We start from the raw sequence: 21,795 nt of genomic DNA, 5'->3' as shown, positions 1-21,795 counted from the left end.
ATCTCAATTGCCCCAAATAGTAGGGAACCAATCCTCCCTCAATCGCTCACCATCTTTCTGGTTAATACCCGGAAAATTAGGTGAAGTTCGCCCTGGTCTATTACGATAAACCACATCATCCCCGAGCAAACGAAACGAAAGAGTGCGGCTGACATCATCCACCTTGTTAGCATTTGCACCGTGTATTGTCTTAAAGTTAAAGGCAACAACATCGCCTGGCTCAGTTTCCCATTGCTTGATTTCAAAATCACCATTATCAGTATTTGGCATGTCCATAAAAGCGTTATTATCTTCATAAAAGCTCTCATTGTTCGCCCAGCTTGTTGGCCGAATCTCTTTATTTAAATGATGACTTCCTGCCAGTGATCTCAATGAAACACTCTTCTTTCTTGACTCAAGAGGCAGCCAAAAACTGACCGTTTGATGCCCTGAAACGCAGTAATAAGGAAGGTCTTGATGCCAAGGAGTAGGGGCTCCTGAGAGCACCTCTTTATAAAAAAAGTGGTCATGAAAAAATTGCGCTGATTTTGACTCCATTAAGTCTGCTGCAATTGAGGCAAGGGGTGAATTCAATACAAAGTCTTTATACTCTGGAATCCTCTGCCAATTACAAAAGTCCTCCAAAAACTTACCTTGAAAATCTTTTCCTTTATGTACCAATGCACCTTCGCTTGGATTCTTAATATGAAAGTCAGCTCCCTTAGATAAAGTATCAATCCACTCATTAAAAACACCCCTAAGAACCACAACACCATCATCTTTAAAGTCTTGTATTTCTGATTGAGTAAGAAGTGTTTTCATGAGGGTTGACTGGTTAGTATTGATAATTTAAGAGTTCATTTTCAATAAACCTATGATAATCATTAAAACTTGAAACTTAGAAGATAAATATAATAATTAATACACAGCACTAGAGTTGGCATAAACAACTGTATTATTACTGTAATTTTTTACAGCCTCAATGATCCATGAAACTTTTTTCTGAGACCTTTACTATTAAAACAATTCCTAAAGTTGCTTGGAGCTCTGAAGACTCGTTTAATCTTAAGCCTAAGCCACTAACTTTTATATTTTTAGTATTTGGATTATTTTTATTTGGTCTTGGAGAAAGTCTTTTAATAACCAGTGGTGCTGGTGTTGGCCCATACACTGTATTAGCCCAAGGGATTTCAAACCTTACTGATTGGTCAATTGGCTTTTCTACTTTTGTTATCAGTATATTTGTGTTATTCATGTGGATTCCGCTTAAACAAAAACCTGGGATGGGAACAATTCTCAATGCCTTCATAATAGCACTAACAATTGAGTTTTCAGTTTATTACTTGCCATATCCTGAAGCGTATCCAATGCAGGTTTTACAGGTCATTATTGGTATTCTTGTTATTGGACTTGGAAGTGGGTTTTATTTGATTTCAAACTTAGGCGCCGGACCCAGGGATGGATTAATGATTGGCTTACAAAGAATAACTAATATGCCAATATATTCAATTCGAACAACGATTGAAATCAGCGTAGTAGTAGTTGGCTCTCTCTGCCTCCTTAATAACATTGACAAATTACTGGGTGAGGTTGTTGGGCTTGGAACGGCATTGTTTGCACTTGGAATTGGGCCATCAGTTGCACTAGGAATAACTCTTATAGGAAAATTATCAAAGCAAAACTAGTTTGAGTCATTTTTAAATATTTAATTCCAGTAATAATCTTAATAAAGATAAAATCAAAGAATGGATAAAATTCTCATTCAACCCGATGACTTCGACTTAACCACTGAAGTTAAGCTTGCTAAGGCCAATAACTCTAGTATTGGCGCTGTTGTAAGTTTTGTTGGAACAGTTAGAGACCTTCAACCGAAATCGCTTAGCTCTATGACTCTTGAGCACTACCCAGGGATGACTGAAAAATCTTTAGAGTCAATTGTTAAAAAGGCGCGAGATAAATGGGATATTGAAAATGTCACGATTATTCACCGCATTGGAACTCTTAATGTTAACGATCAAATAGTTTTGGTTATAACAACTAGTAAGCATCGTCAAGAGGCTTTTGACTCATGTAATTTCATTATGGATTTCCTTAAAACTGATGCCCCTTTTTGGAAAAAAGAAGTAACAGAAAATAATGAAGAGTGGGTTGGTGCGAGAACCAAAGATGAAAAGCAAAAAAAACGCTGGAAATCTTAAATATTAAAGTCTTCTGGACTGTTTAAATTAGTTAACAGCTCTAAATGACTTGAGACATTAACTCTTTCAGTTTGCTGCTGACGATACCAAAGAGCCATTTTCCGACCCCCTTCTGCTAAAAATTGATCAAGACTTTCATTAAGATTTGATTTCATAAGCGCAAAGGTTGCGTGCATTCTTTGCCCGTCATGAGCAACACAAATATTACACTCACTAGACTCCATTCTCTCAATAAGAGAATCGATTAAGGTCACATCAATCATTGGACTGTCACAGGGGAGAACTAACAAATAATTAGAAGTACAGACTTTTAAAGCTTTAGAAATTCCAGCTAGCGGGCCCTGATAGCCTTCTAAGTCGTCTTCTATTACTTTTCCATATTTAGAATAATCATCTAAACTTCTATTTGCACTTATAAATATTTGACTTACCCTATCCTTAGCAACACTGGCTGCATATGAAATTAATGGAAGGTTTCGAAACTCAATGAGCCCCTTATCTTTTCCACCCATTCTTGAGCCCATACCCCCAGCTAAGATGACAGCTGAAATCTCATTTTTTGATATTTTATTCACTTAATGCTTGAGCTTTTTTCAAGTTATTTTTAATTAGAAAATTTACTTACAATTGTATAATATACCGTATGAATATTAAATCCATAGAACCTAATGAATAGTCAAAGCACTAACTCAAGCTCAGCAATGTTTAGTGATTCGCTGATGAGTGCAGATGATGCTTTGTCCTTTCTAATAGATTCTGCTAGTGTTACAGCAATGACAGAAGCCGTTTCTTTGGATGACTCACTCGGTAGAATTTTAGCAAGCAATATACATTCAACAATAAACGTTCCAGGTTTTGATAATAGCGCAATGGATGGCTACACTATTGCACTTAATGACTCCCAAGTAGCACAAGAAAACTTAAGCTTTGACGTTGTCGATAGAATTGCTGCAGGCTCAACTGGAAATGACTTAAAGGTAGGCAACGCTGCCAGAATATTTACTGGCGCTCCAATTCCAAATGGAGCTAATACGGTTGTAATGCAGGAAGAATGTACTCTCTCTGAGGATAAATCGCAGATAACAGTTAAAAGAGCTATTAATTTAAATGAGAATATTCGCCCCACTGGCAACGATATCCTTAAAGATAACGTTATTCTTAGCTCAGGAAGGCAAATTAAGCCTCAAGATATTTCTTTAGCTGCCTCAGTTGGTGTTGGTGAACTGGTCGTTTTTAAAAAAATTAAAGTAGGTGTTTTTTTCACAGGTGATGAATTAGTTGAGCCTGGAAACCTTTTGTCACCTGGAAAAATTTATAACTCTAATCGTTACGCTCTTGTAGCGCTTCTCAAGCAGGTTGGATGTGATGTAATAAACCTTGGAAATATAGAAGACAAGTTAGATGCAACCTGTGAAGCACTTGAAGCTCTTGAGAGTCAGTGTGATTTAATTATGACAACTGGCGGGGTCTCAGTAGGCGAAGAAGATCACGTTAAACCTGCTGTTGAAAAACTTGGAGAGTTAAATCTTTGGAAAATTCGAATGAAACCTGGAAAACCTTTGGCTTATGGTAAAGTTAAGCAGACTCCATTTATTGGGCTGCCAGGAAACCCAGTATCAAGCTTCGTAACTTTTTGTATTTTTTCATTGCCATTTATAAAAAAAATGCAAGGAAACAGTAACTATGAATCTAAAATTTTAAAGGTGAAAACAAACTTTGACTGCAAACGTGCTAAGCCTAGGCGTGAATATGCACGCGTTCGTATTGACCATTCAACGGAGACTCCTTTAGCGAATCTCTTCCCAAAACAAGGTTCAGATGTTATGAGCTCGGTTGTTTGGGCTGATGGAATTATTGAGATACCTGAAAATACAACCTTTGAAACTGGGACTATACTCAACTACTACTCAATGAGTGAATTAACAAGATGAGTAAATTAACCCACATCAACGCAAATGGTGAAGCGCAAATGGTAGATGTTTCCGATAAAAATGAGACTGCACGCGAAGCTAAGGCTTCTGCGCGAGTTGTAATGAAAGCTGAAACGCTTGACTTAATTGTCTCTGGTTCCCATAAAAAGGGTGATGTTCTTGCTGTTGCTAGGGTTGCTGGGATTCAAGCTGCAAAAAAATGCTCAGATCTAATCCCGCTTTGTCATCCACTAATGCTATCTAAAGTGAGCGTAGAGCTTACTCCTAATACTCAAAATAACTGCATTGATATTATTGCTACAGCAAAATTAACTGGCAAGACAGGTGTTGAAATGGAAGCCCTAACTGCTGCAAGTATTGCTGCTCTTACCGTTTATGATATGTGTAAGGCAGTTGATCGCTTCATGCTCATTGATAATGTCCAGCTTTTAGAAAAGAAAGGCGGCAAGTCTGGTCACTGGATATTACCAAAATGAACAAGCTAATTGATCCATACAATCGAGAAATCACTTATCTAAGGGTCTCAGTTACAGATCACTGTAATTATAGATGCCATTATTGTAGAGATGAGGATCACCAAACCCACACTAAAAGATCTCAGGTCCTCTCTTTTGAGGAGACTGCAAAAATTGTTCGTTTATTTTCAGAGCTAGGAGTTACAAAGGTGCGCCTTACTGGCGGAGAACCCCTGCTACGAAAAGATATTCTTGAGCTAACTAAAATGCTTGGAGATATCCCTGGGCTTAATGATATTCCGCTCTCGACTAACGCGCATCTTTTACCACCACTAGCAGCCAAGTTAAAAGCAAATGGCGTTAATAGAGCCAATATTTCAATTGACTCTCTTATCCCAGAGCGCTTTAAAGAAATTACAAGGGATGGTGACTTGGCAACAGTTATAAGAGGAATTGATGCGGCGATATCTGCAGGAATGAGTCCTATCAAACTTAATATGGTCGTCATGAAGGGTGTTAATGATGATGAAATTGAGTCCATGATAGATTTTGCTATTGGTCGAGGAATTGATATTCGTTTTATTGAGACCATGCCTATTGGGCTTGCTGGCATAGAAGCAGTTGATAGACACTACAGTGAAAAAGATATTCTTGAAAGAGTCTTTAAAAGGTTTGGAAGTAAACTTGAATCCAAGAAAGCACAGCAAACTGATGGACCAGCAAAAGCTCTTCACATTAAAGGCACCAACACCAGTGTAGCTACAATATCAGCTGTTTCAAATAATTTTTGTAGTAGCTGCAACCGCGTCAGATTAACAGCTAAAGGTGAGCTAATTTTATGCCTTGGTCAGAAAGACTCAGTTTCACTTCGTGATGCCCTAAGATCAGGAATGACTGATACAGAAATTAAGCAATTAATCGTTGTCGCCATAACAAAAAAACCAGAAAAACATTTCTTTGACTCCGTAATTGATAATATTAGTAGTAGTCAAATGGTGGAGATTGGTGGATGAAAATTATCTACTTTGCTTCTCTTAAAGAAAACTTAAAGACAAGTCATGACTTGATCAATTTTGACGCCCCAGTTTCAATATCTTTTATCAAACAAAAACTTATTGAAAAACACGGGAGTGAACACTTTCCAAATAACATTTTGTGCGCTGTTAATCAAGAAATGGCGGCGTCAGATACCATTGTTAAAGAAGATGATGAGGTGGCTTTTTTCCCGCCCGTTACTGGAGGCTAGAAGATTATATGACCGATTCTAAAATTAAAATTGGATTCCTTACTATTTCTGATAGAGCTGCACGTGGAATCTATGAAGATATTAGTGGACCAGCCATGCAGGAATGGATATCAAAAGCAGTAACTAGCCCATATGAGGTAGTTTCAAAAATAATTGAAGATGAGCAGCCTTTAATAGAGAAAACTCTCAAAGAGATGAGTGACAGTCTTGGTTGTAATTTAATTCTTACAACAGGCGGAACTGGTCCAACTACTCGAGACGTAACGCCCGAGGCTACTAAAGAAGTTTGTGAAAGAATCTTTGATGGATTTGCAGAGCAAATGAGGATTGTTTCACTTAGGACCGTTCCTACAGCAATTCTTTCACGGCAAATCGCAGGCACTCGAGGTAATAGCTTAATTATCAATCTTCCTGGCAAGCCAGTCGCAATTTCTGTATGTCTTGGAGCAGTTTTTTTAGCTGTACCGAAATGTCTTGAGCTCCTTGATGAGTCCGTTATAACAATCGATAAAAATTATGTCTCTCAAGTGTTTGAGTAAATTTATTTGATGATCAATACAAGAGATTCAGCACTTGATTTAATGCGCGGCATTGCAATCATTATGATGATTGCCTTTCACTTTATCTATGATCTTAATTCTTTTGGCTTTTCTGATATTCCATTATTTACTCATTGGGCTGGAATAGCATGGCGCTGCTTAATTGTTTTTCTTTTCTTGAGTGCTGTTGGAATTAGCTTGGTTATTGCTCATGGCAAAGGCATTAAGTTTAAAAAATTCCTTAAGCGCTTATTATATTTAGGAATTGCTGCTCTATTTGTTTCAGCTGGAACTTACGTAATGTTTCCTGATGGATGGGTCTATTTTGGAATCCTTCATTTAATTTGGTTTTCTACTATCATAGCAATTTCTTTTGTAAATCTTCCTAAGACCTCCTTGCTAATTGCTGCATTAATTCTTATTGGTGCGATTTTTGATCAACCTAACCTTAGTTTTATTTCATACCTCCTTGAGCCTTACTTGCCGCTTGGTAGTGTTGATTATTACCCTCTATTCCCATGGCTATCCTTTGTCTTTATTGGGATTTATCTAGGGCACAATCCCTATTATCAGAAAATATTTATTTTTCGATTAAATTGGCTTGAAGCAATCGGAAAGCATGCTCTAATTATCTATCTGACTCATCAGATAGTGTTGTTTAGTGTTGTGAGTTTGGCATACAACCTATTGAATTAATTGGCTTTGTAATACTCTAGCTTGATTGAAGCTTTGAATTGGTGATTCTTGTAATCGTAGTTAATATTTCTGCAGGAGAAAGCGACTATTCAGTAAGATCATTACTGTAATTAAAAATAGTATATTAAAAAGAGAGACGATTACAAGAAACCAAAACCTAACCGTAGTGATTCATTAAATTAGCAATTCTTTTTAAAAAAATTGCATGCTCACAGGCTTCTTCTGAAGAATATATTTCTTCTTGTATATCAACTGGAACACCACGAATTCCTGAAACAATTCCTATCTTATATTTTTCGAACATACGAATACAAACAGTAACATATTTGCCAGCCATTGGCGCTCTTCGTAATTTATCAAGAACTTTTCTAAGATCATGACTATGTTCGATCGCGGCCCTTCCATTTGATGGAGCAGTTCCAACAGGACTATTTCTGTGCTCTGAAATCAATTTTCTGCGTGATTCATCATCAAACAAAAGAGGCATTACATAAGTCCTCGTAATATAATCATCTGTCTCAGCATAAGATTCGTTTGCAATTACACCTTTTTCTTTATTTGTCATAATATATTCCTATTTTGTAATTAATGGTTGCGACAAGGCACTGACTCTCCTCGCTCCTCTTTTAATCGTCCTGCCTCAATTTGGGCACCTTCAGGGGTGTTAAAGATCTTATCTTCAAAAAGTATTAATGGCTTTGCTCGATCTGCATTCAACTGGCCAACACACCACTCTTTTCCTTCAACAATGCAAACTGCAACATAAGCACCTGCAATTGGCCCAATGTGTCTATTATTAAGTGTAAATAAATATTCTGACAAATCATTAACTTTATCCTCATCTAGAGGGCTAATTACTCTTTTCTCTAATTCATTAAGAGGCTCAGTGCTTGTTCCAACAACTGACTTACCAACAGGTGGATCCATCATATTAGGGTGTTTATTAGTAATCATTTTAATATAACTCCTTATCTATATTATTAAGGTAAAGGTCCATCTTTTAAAAATCCTCTTATTGCATTTTCTGTAATCCGAGAAACATTATTATTGTAATTATTATGCGAAAGACTTCCACACCAGGACAAAGATCCTGGAGCAAAAACTCCACCATCATTTGGTGTTTTATAAAATACCATATCAGCTCGAACCATTGGATTCTCAGTACCACTTCCGTGATACCCACGAACAGAAAAGTGAATCTCTTCATTAACTTGCAACATTAAATTGGTATGTCCAACTGAATGCGCTAATAAATATGAATCATGTGGAGTTCCGAATTCAATGTCATACCGATCCAACTCTACACCTGCAGCCCCACCGCCAACAAGCCCAAAATCACCGATTTTTTCACCATTCCCTACCCCTTCCATTATCCAAGCTGTCTCTGGTCTTTCACTATCCTTATCTCTAACATAGTAGGATGAAACATCAAAACCATAAGCCGTAAAAGTAAGTCCACAAAGCTTACTTGGAATTCTTCCTCGAGCGCGCCACATGCCTCCATATTTTCCATCAAAAGCATTATTATATTCCCCAGGATTTGCTGTCCAGGCTCTAGTTCCAGCCTCTCCTTTACGAACTTCAATAATATTAGAATTATCAGGATGATACTCACTACACCAGTAGAAACCATTTGCACCTAAATAAATCCATCGACCTCCATCTTGTTGATATTTTTCATAAGCAGAAAACATTTTTTCTGAAGTATATTCTGGATGACTTCCAGTAAGTACAGTTTGATATTTATTTAATAACCCAACTCCCTCTCGATGCAAGTCTTCATCAGTATGAATATCAAAATCAAAGTTTTTTTCTTCAAGCCAGTCAACAAGATGAAGATCACCATTAAGCTGCCATAAAGATGGAGAGAGCCAATGACGATATTTAGGGCGCATATTTAAAATTGGTCTAAGTCTTGATGAGTAGCAAACGCCACTTCCATCTGAATGAAGTGAATAAGTAGAAAGTCCATATTCTCTATGCTCATTTAAATATAGATCAGCTGCAGTCATTACAGGAACCTTTCCAGCTAATAACTCAGCCACAACACAGTTGGTACAAAGATTATCATTTGAATATGCTAAGTATGAATTTGTAGGCAAAATAAAAGCCAATTTTGAAGTAGTTTTTCCTTTTGGAGGACGAACAACAAAAGGAATATAATCTTCTGTTTCTGGAGAGTCTTCACCACCAATCCTTAAGCGAGCAGCATAAATACCACTTTTTAAACCATCAGGAATTTTAAGTTCAAAATCAACTTCCCAACGTGCGTCATCTATATCATCGTCATGAAAATGAATTGCACCATACTCTTCAGGCTTATGATGATAAACAATTTCATCTCCAGTCCAGTTAAAGCCTGTCATAGCCCTAACAGGCATATTAATAATGACACCATTTAACATAGAAGGCGACGTATCAATTATGCAAGTTGAGGCGATGTTTGTAGTTATATTCGCATGAAAATCCCAAGCTCCAACAACGTCGTTACGTAATTCTGCCTTACAACCCTGGTAACCACGTGCCAAAGATTCTATTTCAGACCTAGTTAAAGCTCTCCTTGAGAGTCTTGGGCGATCTATTTTTCCGTTATATGTATGAATTTGCTCTGGCAACTCTATAGGCTCCAACACCTCTTTAAAATGTCCTCCAGAAATATGTCTTCCTGACCTCTGATATTTTGTACTTGCTGCCATTAGAAAAGGGGCATCATTGATACCTGGCTTTATACTATTAATAGACTCCACCACAGCAGTAGTTTCTTCTGCTGGATTTAATAAGCCTTGACCTAATCCGCCATTAGTTGAAGTTACAACAGGTTCTTGAAATAACGTAACTTTACCTGTGCGCGCATCATAACTAACTGCTGCAAGATACCAAACCTTCCTTAAAAGTTTTTTATCACTTGAAAGCTTCATAATCTGGCCACTGCCATCGCCTATTTCGACAGACAAACAATTATGCTCGTCTATAAACAACCCATAGCCACTTTTAGTTTCTTCAACCCATTTAGTTAAAACGCCCTGGCGTCCTTTTTGTGGAGTACCAAGACCAACAACAGGTGTTGTTGGGAATATATAACACTGAAGTGTAAAGCTTTCTAAATTAAGACGCTCATCTTGAGGCACGATCACATAAGAGCCACCATGTATTTTTTGATTTTTTCCTGGATAATTTTTATTACATTCAGCCTGAATTTCTTCTTCTTTGTATCCAGGACCGTCAGGGTTAGTATCACCATGTATTAATCGGACTATTTGTGTTTCGTAAACTTCACTATCTTCAGAGTTAATATAAAATTGTATGTTATCTCCAGGACAAACAGAGTATTTGTCGCTATAACCAGTAATTCTCAACATAATATTTCCTTAATTTTTTATTAATTTAAAGTTAAACTTTTTAGGCTTTATCGCCTTCTATATCATCGCCTTTTTTTTCATCCTTCTTATAATCTCCAAGAATGTTTTTAATATTGCTTATCTCTTTAGATGACATTCCAATTTCATCAAGAAGATTGTCAACAAAAGGAGCTTGTGCGCGATAACGTAACGCGGAATTTACTACATTTTCAGAAAAATTTCCGCCTCCATTTACTGGTCCAACAAAATCTCCATTGGAACTATTTGAATTGAAGCCAGGCATTCCATTAAGTTCATAAATTTTTATGTCATCAATATTTTCCATTGGCTTAACAGCTTCTCGAATAATTGAGTCAAGATTTTTAGCAATCTCCATTCTTAGGTCGCTTTGACGACTTTCATCACTTCGAGCATTTTCAGCCTCATTTAGCATCAAATTTCCTGCTGCATCTACTTCATATCGAAGCTTACTTGCAAGGGAGGCATATTTATCAGTTTGCTCTTGCTCCTGTGCTGCTTCTTTTTCAGCTCTAGCAAGGGTGGTAATTTGTATTGCTTCACTCTCACCCTCTTTTTCAGCATTAATTATCTGAAGCTTCTTTTGTCGCTCTGCAACTTCAACCTCCTGTGCTGATTGAACCTGCTCCTCTGCGACAACAACTTGAGCCCTAATATGTTCTTTGTTTTCTACTGCCTTTAATACTTCTACAGTTTTAGCTATAATTTCAAGCTCACGATCTTTCTCTTCAATCTCAAGATTTTTTCTCTTTTGTATTTCAGAAGCTTGAGACAATTGATCATTATTAATTCGAGAGATTTCAAGAGATCTCTTTTGATCTATTTCCATCTTTTTAACTTCTTCGTTTGCTTTTATTTGGGCCTGTTCAGATTCTATATATTGCTCAGACTCAACCTTAAGAACTTCAGTTTTCTGTTTTGCCCTTTGAGAAGCAATATCTTCTTCCTGTTGAAGTCTTGCAAACTCATTTTCTTTTTGAATATCTAATGCTCTAATTTCAGCCTCAAGATTTTTTTGCTTAATGTCAGTTTCAGTTTGTCTTTCAATTTCGTTTCTTAATCTTTTTCGCTCTTCAATCTGAAGTGTTAGCTCATGCTCCCTCAATGAACGCTCAACTTCAATTGTATCTTGTTGTTGAATACGTGCTTTTTCAATATCCTCTTCAGACTGGATTCTGGATTCTTCAGCTAAGCGCTGCTGTGTTGAGGTTTCAATAGCCATATCAGTACGCTCTCTATCTCGTTGTTTGGCAATTTCACGCTCCTGTGATAACCTTGAAAACTCTCTTTGCTGATCAATTTCCAGAGCTTTCTGCTCAGCTTCCAAATTTTTTGCTCTAATTCTTATTGTTGTATCTTGCTCAATATCATTACGCTTTTTCTTTCCTGCTTCAATTTGCTCTGTAAGCTGAGTAAGACCTTCCGCGTCAAACGCGTTAGATGGGTTAAATACCTCAAGTCCAGCTTGATCTAAACTAGTTAGAGAAACGGCTTCAAGCTCTAGTCCTGTCGCACTTAAAGATTCAGCAACAATAACCTTTACTTCCTTTATATATTCGCCCCTCTTCTCCTGTATTTCTTCCATTGTCATTTGTGCTGCAACAATACCTAGTGCGTCTACAAATCTACCTTGGACTAATTCTCTTAAACTTTCAGGCTCCATTGTTCGCTTACCTAAAGTACCCGCTGCAATTGATACTGCCTCCTTTGATGGAGTTACGCGTACATAGAATTCTGCAATTATTTCAACTCGCATTCTATTTTTAGTAATAAATGATTTATCACCACCACGCTTAACTTCTATACGCAATGTTCGCATTCCAACAGAAGTTATATTGTGAATTATTGGTAATACAAATGCTCCCCCACTTAATATAACCTTTTCACCTCTAAGTCCAGTTCTCACAAAAGAAACCTCTTTGGATGATCTGCGATAAAGCCAATGCAGCAAATATACAAAAATTGCAATTGCTAATGCCGTAAGAATAATGGCTGCAATAATATCTGCACCAGTCATAATAATTTCTCCTTATAAAATTTGTATGTATTATTTTTCATAGTTAATTGCTTTCATTTACTAGCTGAGTATCATTCATTGCAGCTTTATAAATTACGAATCCAAAAATTACTTTATTTAAAAAATCACTTAAGTTATAAACAATATTTAAGCTATTCACATCAATACCGCCCCCAAGATTGTTTATAAAATAACCAAGTGGGTAAATTGCCCATCCAATAGTTAAAATTAATCTGAGGCCATTAAATGCCATATGTGTGGCTTCATTACCACTCTCTAAATTTGCACGTCCTGCTTCTCCCATATACAGTTCACCGAGAATATAAAGCCAACCTACAACTCCTATAATAAATCCTAACGTAGCGCTCATATAACCAGCTGCCCCTAGAAATTCGCCAATCACCATTACTAATGATCCAATTAATAATCTCCAAAATAAAGCTGATGAAACTTTTGTAACTGCAGACAAGATGACATAAAACAATACAATTTGCATCGTATGTGTGAGTATCCAGTCTAAATATCGTAGAATAATTGGTGCTGAACCTGTGTCCACCCACATTGTTTTAATATAGTGGTAGAAGACTGCTGAAACCAGCATTACCACACCTAGTAATGTCATAGTTGTATGCCACTTAGTAGCAACCTTTGTTCTTTCAAGAAGAAAGAAAATAGATGCACCAAACATTGCCATAGATAGGAGCCAAAAAGTACCTCCTACAATGTCTGTTGGTAATAATGTGCTGTTCATAAAATATCCTTGGTTTTAAATTCTATTTTTATTACTTCAATCTTTAATTCATTTTAAAAAATATTTTTAATAACTCTAAAAACTAAATGTCGAGCTTAAAATCCATAAGGCCCAGAAAAAAGTTTCTGGGCTTTATGAAGTTTATTTACTTATGAATTTGGATCGTATGCCTCTGGATCCGCAGGTCTCAGGAAGAAATTATCAAGATAGTCTTTACCACCCCAAATATCTATCCCTGGATTGTACCAACCAGTAGAACCTCTATCACAATCAGTACCCATCATTGCCTCAACATCAGCGTAAGTAATTTTGCGAGGTGGTACTAAAATTGATTGAATCTTAGGACCTTGACCTTGCAATGTGCGCATCATGATGTTCCAGCCAAGCTCAACATCATCACCCGGAGGCCATGTTTGAATTGCCGCACTTATGTAATCTGGATTATTACGCCAGTAACATAAAGCACCTAACTCACCACCAATTGATAATGGAACCATTTCACGACCTGATTGCTGAAGTGCAGCTAATACTCCTGTTTCACCAGAAGACTGAACTGCCATACCGTCAAGCTGACCAGGATGAGTTGCTAACCATTTTTGTGTTTCTGCTTGACCAACTTGTGATGTCCACATATGGGCAATCTGTCCAGTAACCTTAATTCCAGGATATTGAGACAAACCATCCAAAACTCCACGGTTCTGAGAATCAGAAGCAGAATAACCAGGAATACCCTCTACTACAAGAACATTACCCTCTCCACCAATTTCTTCGGCCATCCATGTACCAACATCAAATCCTGCCTGATGATAGTTAACTGATGAACTGACTGAAAGTGGCGATGTTGTATATCCAGTAAATGAAAAGACGGGAACGCCTCTATCAAATGCATACTGAATAGCTTGATTAAGAGCTGTCGGGTTCGAGCAACAAATAATAATTGCATCTACGCCCTGATCAACTAGCTGTCTAATCTGCTGGATTTGTAAAGCATCTTTTAGATTTGACTGTGTAACAACAATATCATTAAGTAGACCGAGCTCTTGCCATTTTGGCTTGATCTCATTCAATAACCGGTCCATTGCGCCTTTACGCCAAGTATTTCCAGCATAAGTACTTGCATAACCTACTGTCCAAGGTGGAGAGCGGTCACTCTTCCATTCCCTAAAAGCACTCTCACCTAATGGCTGCATTGAATCCATTAGATCTGGGTTATACACTGAATCAGTAATACTTTTTGGAATTTCATCTAAACCAGCAAGAGTCATTGTTGAAAATCCTAATGATAAAAAACATGCTAAAGTAAATTTTATAAATTTTTGCATTTTTATCTCCTTTTTTTGACAAGTATCATTACTTGTTTTGTGTACTTTAAAAAACTTTGATTTATAAGCTAGGTACGCTTTTAAAGCAAATTTACATAGTCTAAAGTATATGTGAGTATAGCATATTGTATATATTAGTCAACAAAAGTATGTATATTTTATTTATTACATTACATTAGTATGTATATGAGATTAAAGTATGCAGCCCTGCATTCTTATTAACCAGTAAAATAATGTACAATTAATGAGAATGCCTCATTAAAGCTTTAAAATTCAATTACTAAGAGAATAAAAAAATATGCAAAATCAAGTTCAAGATAATTCAATTCGTCATCAAATCGTTATAGCGGATGACCATGCATTAGTCAGAGGTGGGCTAGAATTAGTTGTAAAAATGGCTGTACCAAATTCAGATATATTTCAAACTAATAGCTTTGATGAAACAATAAAAATTCTCTCAGAAAAACCTTCTATTGATTTATTGCTTCTAGATCTTATGATGCCTGGAATGGATGGAGAAAAAAGCATCCTCAATATTATCAATTTGCATCCTGGCGTCCCAATAGTTATTGTTTCAGTTAAAGAAGATTTTGATTCCATCCATATGGCCATCTCTTCTGGAGCATCAGGTTACATTCCAAAAACCTCCCTACCAGAAATTACTATTAGCGCTATTAAGCTTATCTTGGCTGGAGGTGTTTACATTCCTCCGCATGTCTTGCAATCAAGAATTGATATCAAGAATGATGCCTCCCAACCAGTATCAAATATTATTAAAAAGTCCAGCATCCTATCAAAGAGACAAGAAGAAGTCTTTAATCTTATAAAGGTTGGTAACTCAAACCAGTCTATTGCAACTGAATTGGGTCTTACTATTCCAACAATTAAAATGCACGTATCAGCAATATTTAAAAAACTCAATGTTAAAAATAGAACTGAGGCAGTTGCTAAATATTCCAATATCCAAAAAGTTTCGGAGTTAATTACCTAGAGGGAGGTTTATTGAGTTCTATTTTTAAAAATGACAACTATATTTTCTTTTTAGTAGAGTATTTTAAAAATATATTCATAAAATATTCAAGGCTTCCTTGCGCGTCTTTATTTTTTTTATTGTTCTTAATAAGTTATATCTCGCCCACTCAGGCCAATGAAGGTGGTTATTGGTCTCAAAGCGTAAACGTATTCAATTATTCTTGTACAGACGGTGACGTTGATTGCTGGACAGATAAAAGAAACTCTCTAGAAACGCTCCCCCTTCAAATTTATGCTCCTTTAAAACCAAACCAAGTTAATAATAAACATCACATATGTGTTTCATTCCCTCACCTTAAAGACTCTTATTGGGTTGGAGTAGCCTATGGGATTATTACTGAAGGTCGTCGTCTAGGTCAAAAAATCACATTATTTGAAGCCGGTGGATATACAAATCTAGACGCACAACTAAATCAAGTCGATGATTGTATTACTAATGGAGGAGAGGCTTTAATTATTGGACCAATCTCAAGCAATGGTAACGCTAAACAGATAGAAATAATAAGAGAAAAAGGAATTCCTGTTGTTGTTCTTGTTACTGGAATAAATACAGCTGTTGATGCCAACTCTTTACAAAGTTTTATCGATATGGGTTATACCTCATGCAAATGGGTTTTAGATCAAGAAATAGATAATCCGAATGAAACCAACATAGTTTGGTTCCCTGGACCACCTGGAGCAGGATGGTCTATTGCCTCAAACGTAGGCTGTTTAAAAGCTTTAAATGGATCTAAAATTAAAATACTTGAAACAAATTGGGGGGATACAGGGAAATCAATCCAATTGCAGTTGGTTGAAGAGACCCTTCAGAACTTAGCTTCAGGTCCTGAGCCAGAATTTAAATACATTGTAGGGACTGGAACAACAATTGAAGCTGCAGCAGGAGCCCTAAGAGCCAGAAAACTTCAAAACAAAATTAAACTAGTATCCACGTACTATACGCCTGGTATTGATCTTTTTATAAAACGAGGGTTAATTTCAATGGCGCCATCAGATCAAATGATTTCTCAAGCCAGAATTGCCGTTGACCAGGCAGTAAGGCTATTAGGGGGAATTGAAATGGCAACAGGAGGTCGCCCAGAATATAATACGGGTCGAATTACAGAGCACATACAGCAACCAATATTAATTGTAACACCTAAAAATTTTAATAAGTTTGACTCCTCAACAACACTAGCTCCTAAGGGATGGTCTCCTGTTTTTTCAGTGAACTAAAAGATAATCTTAGTAATTAAAAAAACTAAATTATGAATCAATCATCAATACCTCTATTAAAGCTTAATAATATATCAAAACAATTTTTTGAAACTTCTGTATTGGATGAAGTCAATTTTGATTTGTACCCTGGTGAAGCTCATGCTATCTTTGGTCCAAATGGAGCTGGAAAATCTACTTTAATTAAAATTATTACTGGTGATTTACAGCCTACAAGTGGAAAAATTATTTTAAACAATGAAGAATTAAAAATTCATTCTGTCCATAATGCGAGAGAGCTTGGAATTAGTGCAGTGTTTCAAGAGTTCTCATTAGTTCCTCAACTCACTGTTGAAGAAAATTTATTTCTAGGCTCTAATGTTTCAAAAGGGCTATTTCTTAACAAGAAAAAATTGCATAAAATGGCTTGTGAGACCATGGATAGACTCGAGTTCTCTATTAAACCTGAAGAAAAAATAATTAACTTATCTCATGCTGAAAAAAGAATGGTTGAGATTGCAAAAGCATTCCACACAAGGCCCTCAATAATGATTCTTGATGAGCCAACTGCTTCTTTAGCGGAAAATGAAACAAACCATCTTTTTTCAATGATTAAAATTTTAAAAGAAGAAGGCATTGGTGTAATTTATATCACTCACCGAATGAAAGAAATTTATACAATATGTAATCGCGTAACAATTCTTCAAGATGGTAAAGTAGTTGAGACTGATAAGGTCTCTAAAATTGATGAGCAAAAATTAATTGAGCTTGCTACTGGCCGAAAAATCAAAAACTTTTTTCCTGAGATAAAAAGCCATCCTGGCAGGACGCTATTAGATGTAAAAAACCTAAGCATTCCAGATAGTTTCTTAAAGGATGTATCAATCAATGTAAGGGCTGGAGAGGTAGTTGGACTTGCAGGACTTGCTGGATCAGGAAAATCTGCAATTGGTCGGGCATGCTTTGGTATTAATAAAATTAATTCAGGCAACATAACTTACTTAGATGATGTTGTATATGACAGTTCTAAAAATATCAATGACATTAGTCCAAGAGCAATGCTTGATAGAGGAATGCTTTATGTACCCTCTGATAGAAGGGCTGAAGGACTTGTAATGGAACATAACATCAGAGAAAATATTTCTTTACCATCACTAGGGCTTCCAAAATTTTCAACTGGCTTCATGGTAAATAGAAAAAATGAAAAAGATATTGTTGAAAAGATTGGGCAACGATTAAACTTCAATAAGGGTATTGAAAATAAAATAGAGCAGCTATCTGGTGGTACTCAACAAAAAGTAATGCTTGCTAAAAGTTTTGCTCGAGACGTACAATTATTTATTCTTGATGAACCAACAATAGGAGTAGATATTGGTACTCGAGTGTCAATTTATGAACTGATAAGCGACTTTTGTGATGCAGGAGGAGCAGTTCTCATGATCTCTTCTGATTTAACCGAACTAGTTAACTTATCTCATAGAATCTATATTATTAATGAAGGCAGCTTAAGTGCTGAAATAAACTCTGAAGAGTCAAGCGAACTTCTAATCCAAAACTATTTTTTGAAATCTAGAGAAACTGAAATCAAAGTCTAACTTTTAAAAATAAATTGAGAGCTAAGAGTTAATCAAATGTGAAAGAATAGCTCTGAACTTTGCAGGTTGAATTGGTTTTAATAACACTGGCAGCCCTTTTTCTTTAATGCTTTGTATATGAGACCTTTCTACATCTCCAGTTATTATTATGCTCGGAATTACAGACTCTAACTCTTGTTGAACTAGTTTAACTACATCAACACCTGAAGCATCTCCTGGTAATCGATTGTCAGCCACAATAATGTTTGGCAATAGGTAATCTGGAGACCTAATGATATTTTTGATTTCGTCCAGGTCTCTTCCAGAATCGACAATACAGCCCCAAGATTCCATTAACTGAATTGAAGCTTTTAAGACATCAATATCGTCTTCAACTAACAAAATTCTAGCACCAGTTAAATCCATAATGTTAGAAATAGCTTCAAGTTGAACTTCACTATTCTTCGCTTCACCAATTTCAACTAATACAGAAAAGCATGAGCCACCTCCGAGAGTAGATTTACAATCTATTGTATGGCTAAGGCTTAGAGATAAACGCTTCGCTAGAGCCAGACCAAGACCAAGCCCCTTGCTTCTATCTCGCTCTTTATTTTCAATCTGATAAAAGTCCTCAAAAATATTTGGCATTTGATCTTCTGAGATTCCACAGCCCGTATCCCAGACTTCAATTGAAACCTTATTGCCCCTCTTTCTGCATCCCATCATTACAGATCCAGCTTCAGTATAACGAATGGCATTTGACATATAATTACCTAATATACGTTCCAATAAATCAGGATCACTTCTAACAGTAATACTAGAAGGAACGATTCGAAACTGTAAGTTTTTATCTTTTGCTAAAGGTGCGAATGATTGAAAAATACTAGTAAAAATATTATTAATTGAGAAGTCTTCATATCGAGGCTTAATAGCTCCAACCTCCAATTCAGAAACATCTAAAAGAGCATTTAAAAGTCTTGCAGTTGAAGCTGAAACTGAATTTATATCTTCAATAATTGTAAGAATTTTTTCATCTTTAACTTTAGATTTTAACGCTGCTATGTACATCTGCATTGCATTTAAAGGTTGACGTAAATCATGGCTAGCTGAAGCTAGAAATAGTGATTTGGCTTTATTGGCTCTATCAGCATCTTCCTTAGCATTTTGAAGTCCGACTCCTTGCTCCCATAAGTCCTCTTTAAGCCTGTTAAAACTTCGCCCCATTCTTCCAAGCTCATCCTCTCTTTCTAATATATTTTGCTCATCTTCTAACCTTGTCACTTTTCTTAACGGGGTGTATCTATTTATTGAGTCAGTAAGTAACTGTAAAGGCTTTGAAATATTCATCCTTACAATAAGAAGAATCATTGATATAGCAAATAAAATAGAAATAATTGTTGTTATAACTATATAACTAATAGCGATTCTTTCAACATAAATTATTTTTTCTTTAGAGTCATTAATAACATTTTCTAATTCTTTACTTACTTTTTCTGCCTGAATAACAAGAGACTCTTCAGTAGATAAAATTTCATTGAGGTTTTTGATATTTAGAGTAAGTATTTGTAAATTATTTTCAAGGAATAAGTTACTTACAACTATTTGATTATATTTTTGAGAAACTACTCTCAGCTCATAGAGCTCTAGAAGTAATTGCTCTTGATTATCTACAATTATGTCGTTATTTGAAGCTTCGTCATTTTTAACTTTTCTAATAAAATCTTCAGTATCAGCAATTGACTCCTTCAATTTTTGACTAGCTAATGAAAATTTATCCTGGATTGATTTGCCGCCTAAGAGCTGCACATATTTATCATAAAAACTTGTTTTATCACCATCTTGGTTAACGATTTGGGTAACCGTTATATAGAGCTCATTGAGACTAAGCCTTTGACTATAAACACTATCATCAATTCTATGAACGGACTCGATTAATGGAATTGTGATAGAAGACATTTGTTTGGTTTCGCTGCCAACTGTGTAGATTTGCGAAAAAGCAACTAGCATTAATGAAATAAAAGCAATAATTTCAATAAATATTAAAGTTAAGATTTTTTGATTAAGAGATAACCTATTAAAGAGATTTTTTTTAATTTTTTTCATATATTAATTGTGAATTTTTAGATCTCAGAATCTAAGAAAACATTCAAATTTAATAAATTATAAAAAATCATTCTTATTCGGTCACTATTTTTTTAGGGTTGATAACATTTGCTGCCTAAAATACTCAGCACTAATAGCTACTATAAGCAACACGCCTATAACAACCATCTGTAAGTATGAACCAACTCTCATTAGGTTCATTCCATTTTGTATTAAGATAATAAAAAACGCCCCTAAAACAACATTCTGAACTCTACCAACACCACCAAGAAGGCTTACCCCTCCGATCGCACAAGCAGCAATGGATAGCAATGGATAGCTTGCACCAATGTTAGGCTCTCCAGTTTCCAGCCTTGCAGTAATCAATAAAGCCGCAAAACTCGTTATAACTGCAGAAAAAACATAAGCACTCACTATATAAATACGAACATTAATGCCAGAAAGTTCTGCTGCTCTGATGTTTCCTCCTATCGCATAAAAGTACCTCCCCATCTTTGTCATATTAATAAAAATATAAACCAAAATAATAAAAAATAGAGTGATCCATATAGTTAATGAAATACCTAGAAACGTGCCATAGCCAAAAATATTCGTGAATGATTCGGGCATTCCATAGATTGGAATTCCTCCAGTAATAGTAAGAGCTAACCCAAATATAATTGAAGACATGCCAAGAGTCATTATGAATGGGGGTACTCGTAAAAAAGCAACACCAAGGCCATTAACTAGGCCAATACACGCTCCAACCAGAAGACCTGCTAAGCAGCCTATAAAAATTGCCTCCCAGCCGGAACCGTATCCAGACCACAAAGCCACCATTGTCATCGAAGCAACGACAGAAGTCATTGCAAGAATTACACCAACAGAGAAATCCAACCCAGCAGTGAGCATAACTACCATCTGAGCCATGGCCACAAGAATAAGATCTGAAGAATGCCGTGCTACGCCTAGAATATTTTGTGTAGTTAAAAAATTATCACTAGCGAATGAGAAAGTAATTAGAGCAACACCAAGAAACCAGGGCAATACTCCAGCTTTAATAAATGAATTGGACAAGAATTTCTTGAGTATTGAAAAATAATTAAAAAGTTCACTCATATTTATATTTACTTAATAAACCCAAGAATATGACAATACATCAAAGAAAGTTAAAAAAAATAGTTTTAAAAAAAAACATACTAACCATCATTTTTATTCATGATTGTAACATTATTAAACATTACTTTACCAATAATATAAGAATTAATACATACTATTGACTATGGTATGTGATAGTAGTAAACTGCACCTATACTTTTGGATGTTTTAAAATAGAATTTCTGTATATATAAATTTCTAAATAAATACATAGCCATTAGTCTGAAGTGACTCCTATTTCAAT

The 21,795-nt window shown here is 35.9% G+C and carries 21 protein-coding genes; 11 read left to right on the top strand and 10 right to left on the bottom strand.

Annotation, left to right across the window (positions count from 1 at the left end; all coding sequences use genetic code 11):
* Positions 1 to 3: 3 nt before the first annotated feature.
* A complete protein-coding gene (locus ABXT51_RS02995) occupies positions 4 to 801 on the bottom strand; it encodes a phytanoyl-CoA dioxygenase family protein (protein ID WP_416696070.1) in 798 nt (265 codons plus the stop codon).
* 167 nt (positions 802 to 968) lie between these two features.
* Between ABXT51_RS02995 and ABXT51_RS02990 the strand changes: the two genes are divergently transcribed.
* Positions 969 to 1,664: a YczE/YyaS/YitT family protein gene (locus ABXT51_RS02990; RefSeq protein WP_416696069.1), complete on the top strand. Its 696-nt coding sequence runs from the start codon at positions 969 to 971 to the stop codon at positions 1,662 to 1,664.
* Between the two features lie 60 nt (positions 1,665 to 1,724).
* The gene (locus tag ABXT51_RS02985; RefSeq protein ID WP_416696068.1) at positions 1,725 to 2,177 is read left to right on the top strand and encodes a molybdenum cofactor biosynthesis protein MoaE; all 453 of its coding nucleotides are present in this window, start codon (positions 1,725 to 1,727) and stop codon (positions 2,175 to 2,177) included.
* On the opposite strand, the gene mobA is transcribed toward ABXT51_RS02985, so the two are convergent.
* On the bottom strand, positions 2,174 to 2,752 hold the full coding sequence (gene mobA, locus ABXT51_RS02980; protein ID WP_416696067.1) for a molybdenum cofactor guanylyltransferase MobA: 579 nt from the start codon (positions 2,750 to 2,752) through the stop codon (positions 2,174 to 2,176). The genes ABXT51_RS02985 and mobA overlap by 4 nt on opposite strands.
* A gap of 93 nt (positions 2,753 to 2,845) precedes the next feature.
* Here mobA and glp point away from each other — a divergent pair, with 93 nt between their 5' ends.
* Genes glp through ABXT51_RS02950 form a run of 6 tightly spaced genes read left to right on the top strand, consistent with a single transcriptional unit; the run spans position 2,846 to position 7,044 of the window.
* Positions 2,846 to 4,108 (top strand): gephyrin-like molybdotransferase Glp, encoded by a 1,263-nt coding sequence (glp, locus tag ABXT51_RS02975; RefSeq protein WP_416696066.1) that lies wholly within the window; start codon positions 2,846 to 2,848, stop codon positions 4,106 to 4,108.
* Positions 4,105 to 4,584, top strand: a complete 480-nt coding sequence (gene moaC, locus ABXT51_RS02970; RefSeq protein ID WP_416653031.1) for a cyclic pyranopterin monophosphate synthase MoaC — start codon at positions 4,105 to 4,107, stop codon at positions 4,582 to 4,584. The genes glp and moaC overlap by 4 nt, the downstream gene beginning before the upstream one ends.
* A complete protein-coding gene (gene moaA, locus ABXT51_RS02965) occupies positions 4,581 to 5,576 on the top strand; it encodes a GTP 3',8-cyclase MoaA (RefSeq protein WP_416696065.1) in 996 nt (331 codons plus the stop codon). The genes moaC and moaA overlap by 4 nt, the downstream gene beginning before the upstream one ends.
* Entirely contained in the window at positions 5,573 to 5,809 is a 237-nt protein-coding gene (locus ABXT51_RS02960; RefSeq protein ID WP_416696064.1) for a MoaD/ThiS family protein, read from the top strand. Before moaA ends, ABXT51_RS02960 begins: the two co-directional genes overlap by 4 nt.
* 8 nt (positions 5,810 to 5,817) lie before the next feature.
* The gene (gene mog, locus ABXT51_RS02955; protein WP_416653027.1) at positions 5,818 to 6,348 is read left to right on the top strand and encodes a molybdopterin adenylyltransferase; all 531 of its coding nucleotides are present in this window, start codon (positions 5,818 to 5,820) and stop codon (positions 6,346 to 6,348) included.
* Between the two features lie 9 nt (positions 6,349 to 6,357).
* Positions 6,358 to 7,044: a heparan-alpha-glucosaminide N-acetyltransferase gene (locus ABXT51_RS02950; RefSeq protein ID WP_416696063.1), complete on the top strand. Its 687-nt coding sequence runs from the start codon at positions 6,358 to 6,360 to the stop codon at positions 7,042 to 7,044.
* Positions 7,045 to 7,201: 157 nt separating this feature from the next.
* Here the strand turns inward: ABXT51_RS02950 and ABXT51_RS02945 are convergent, their stop codons facing one another.
* The 6 genes from ABXT51_RS02945 to ABXT51_RS02920 form a co-directional block, all read right to left on the bottom strand.
* A complete protein-coding gene (locus tag ABXT51_RS02945) occupies positions 7,202 to 7,609 on the bottom strand; it encodes an inner-membrane translocator (protein WP_271541124.1) in 408 nt (135 codons plus the stop codon).
* Between the two features lie 20 nt (positions 7,610 to 7,629).
* Positions 7,630 to 7,998: a hypothetical protein gene (locus ABXT51_RS02940; protein ID WP_271541123.1), complete on the bottom strand. Its 369-nt coding sequence runs from the start codon at positions 7,996 to 7,998 to the stop codon at positions 7,630 to 7,632.
* 26 nt (positions 7,999 to 8,024) lie between these two features.
* The gene (locus ABXT51_RS02935) at positions 8,025 to 10,403 is read right to left on the bottom strand and encodes a N,N-dimethylformamidase beta subunit family domain-containing protein (RefSeq protein WP_416687967.1); all 2,379 of its coding nucleotides are present in this window, start codon (positions 10,401 to 10,403) and stop codon (positions 8,025 to 8,027) included.
* 40 nt (positions 10,404 to 10,443) lie between these two features.
* Positions 10,444 to 12,438 (bottom strand): flotillin domain-containing protein, encoded by a 1,995-nt coding sequence (locus tag ABXT51_RS02930; protein WP_271556576.1) that lies wholly within the window; start codon positions 12,436 to 12,438, stop codon positions 10,444 to 10,446.
* 43 nt (positions 12,439 to 12,481) lie between these two features.
* Positions 12,482 to 13,189, bottom strand: a complete 708-nt coding sequence (locus tag ABXT51_RS02925) for a bacteriorhodopsin (RefSeq protein ID WP_271556574.1) — start codon at positions 13,187 to 13,189, stop codon at positions 12,482 to 12,484.
* Between the two features lie 149 nt (positions 13,190 to 13,338).
* A complete protein-coding gene (locus ABXT51_RS02920; protein ID WP_416696062.1) occupies positions 13,339 to 14,511 on the bottom strand; it encodes an ABC transporter substrate-binding protein in 1,173 nt (390 codons plus the stop codon).
* A gap of 298 nt (positions 14,512 to 14,809) precedes the next feature.
* On the opposite strand from ABXT51_RS02920, the gene ABXT51_RS02915 reads away from it, so the two are divergent.
* The 3 genes from ABXT51_RS02915 to ABXT51_RS02905 all read left to right on the top strand — a co-directional run bounded on the left by ABXT51_RS02915 (position 14,810) and on the right by ABXT51_RS02905 (position 18,332).
* Positions 14,810 to 15,502 carry a response regulator gene (locus ABXT51_RS02915; protein WP_416696061.1) on the top strand — a complete coding sequence of 231 codons (693 nt, stop codon included), beginning with the start codon at positions 14,810 to 14,812 and terminating at the stop codon, positions 15,500 to 15,502.
* Between the two features lie 119 nt (positions 15,503 to 15,621).
* A complete protein-coding gene (gene torT / locus ABXT51_RS02910) occupies positions 15,622 to 16,758 on the top strand; it encodes a TMAO reductase system periplasmic protein TorT (protein ID WP_416696060.1) in 1,137 nt (378 codons plus the stop codon).
* Positions 16,759 to 16,790: 32 nt separating this feature from the next.
* Entirely contained in the window at positions 16,791 to 18,332 is a 1,542-nt protein-coding gene (locus ABXT51_RS02905; RefSeq protein WP_416653014.1) for a sugar ABC transporter ATP-binding protein, read from the top strand.
* A gap of 21 nt (positions 18,333 to 18,353) precedes the next feature.
* On the opposite strand, the gene ABXT51_RS02900 is transcribed toward ABXT51_RS02905, so the two are convergent.
* Both ABXT51_RS02900 and ABXT51_RS02895 read right to left on the bottom strand, forming a co-directional pair.
* On the bottom strand, positions 18,354 to 20,414 hold the full coding sequence (locus ABXT51_RS02900; protein WP_416696059.1) for an ATP-binding protein: 2,061 nt from the start codon (positions 20,412 to 20,414) through the stop codon (positions 18,354 to 18,356).
* An 84-nt stretch (positions 20,415 to 20,498) separates the two neighbouring features.
* Positions 20,499 to 21,512 (bottom strand): ABC transporter permease, encoded by a 1,014-nt coding sequence (locus ABXT51_RS02895; RefSeq protein WP_416696058.1) that lies wholly within the window; start codon positions 21,510 to 21,512, stop codon positions 20,499 to 20,501.
* Between the last annotated feature and the right edge of the window lie 283 nt (positions 21,513 to 21,795).

It is taken from the genome of Candidatus Pseudothioglobus sp. Uisw_050_01 (assembly GCF_048085775.1).
In the GTDB taxonomy this organism is placed as follows: Bacteria; Pseudomonadota; Gammaproteobacteria; order PS1; family Pseudothioglobaceae; genus Pseudothioglobus.
Note: the sequence above shows the minus strand (reverse complement) of the source record. Positions and strands in the feature narration are given on the sequence as shown.

Excerpts from the sequence above, each read along its gene's own strand:
- ABXT51_RS02995 (WP_416696070.1), bottom strand. The coding sequence starts at position 801 with ATGAAAACACTTCTTACTCAATCAGAAATACAAGACTTTAAAGATGAT.
- ABXT51_RS02990 (WP_416696069.1), top strand. The coding sequence starts at position 969 with ATGAAACTTTTTTCTGAGACCTTTACTATTAAAACAATTCCTAAAGTT.
- ABXT51_RS02985 (WP_416696068.1), top strand. The coding sequence starts at position 1,725 with ATGGATAAAATTCTCATTCAACCCGATGACTTCGACTTAACCACTGAA.
- glp (WP_416696066.1), top strand. The coding sequence starts at position 2,846 with ATGAATAGTCAAAGCACTAACTCAAGCTCAGCAATGTTTAGTGATTCG.
- moaC (WP_416653031.1), top strand. The coding sequence starts at position 4,105 with ATGAGTAAATTAACCCACATCAACGCAAATGGTGAAGCGCAAATGGTA.
- moaA (WP_416696065.1), top strand. The coding sequence starts at position 4,581 with ATGAACAAGCTAATTGATCCATACAATCGAGAAATCACTTATCTAAGG.
- ABXT51_RS02960 (WP_416696064.1), top strand. The coding sequence starts at position 5,573 with ATGAAAATTATCTACTTTGCTTCTCTTAAAGAAAACTTAAAGACAAGT.
- mog (WP_416653027.1), top strand. The coding sequence starts at position 5,818 with ATGACCGATTCTAAAATTAAAATTGGATTCCTTACTATTTCTGATAGA.
- ABXT51_RS02950 (WP_416696063.1), top strand. The coding sequence starts at position 6,358 with ATGATCAATACAAGAGATTCAGCACTTGATTTAATGCGCGGCATTGCA.
- ABXT51_RS02945 (WP_271541124.1), bottom strand. The coding sequence starts at position 7,609 with ATGACAAATAAAGAAAAAGGTGTAATTGCAAACGAATCTTATGCTGAG.
- ABXT51_RS02940 (WP_271541123.1), bottom strand. The coding sequence starts at position 7,998 with ATGATTACTAATAAACACCCTAATATGATGGATCCACCTGTTGGTAAG.
- ABXT51_RS02935 (WP_416687967.1), bottom strand. The coding sequence starts at position 10,403 with ATGTTGAGAATTACTGGTTATAGCGACAAATACTCTGTTTGTCCTGGA.
- ABXT51_RS02930 (WP_271556576.1), bottom strand. The coding sequence starts at position 12,438 with ATGACTGGTGCAGATATTATTGCAGCCATTATTCTTACGGCATTAGCA.
- ABXT51_RS02925 (WP_271556574.1), bottom strand. The coding sequence starts at position 13,189 with ATGAACAGCACATTATTACCAACAGACATTGTAGGAGGTACTTTTTGG.
- ABXT51_RS02920 (WP_416696062.1), bottom strand. The coding sequence starts at position 14,511 with ATGCAAAAATTTATAAAATTTACTTTAGCATGTTTTTTATCATTAGGA.
- ABXT51_RS02915 (WP_416696061.1), top strand. The coding sequence starts at position 14,810 with ATGCAAAATCAAGTTCAAGATAATTCAATTCGTCATCAAATCGTTATA.
- ABXT51_RS02905 (WP_416653014.1), top strand. The coding sequence starts at position 16,791 with ATGAATCAATCATCAATACCTCTATTAAAGCTTAATAATATATCAAAA.
- ABXT51_RS02900 (WP_416696059.1), bottom strand. The coding sequence starts at position 20,414 with ATGAAAAAAATTAAAAAAAATCTCTTTAATAGGTTATCTCTTAATCAA.
- ABXT51_RS02895 (WP_416696058.1), bottom strand. The coding sequence starts at position 21,512 with ATGAGTGAACTTTTTAATTATTTTTCAATACTCAAGAAATTCTTGTCC.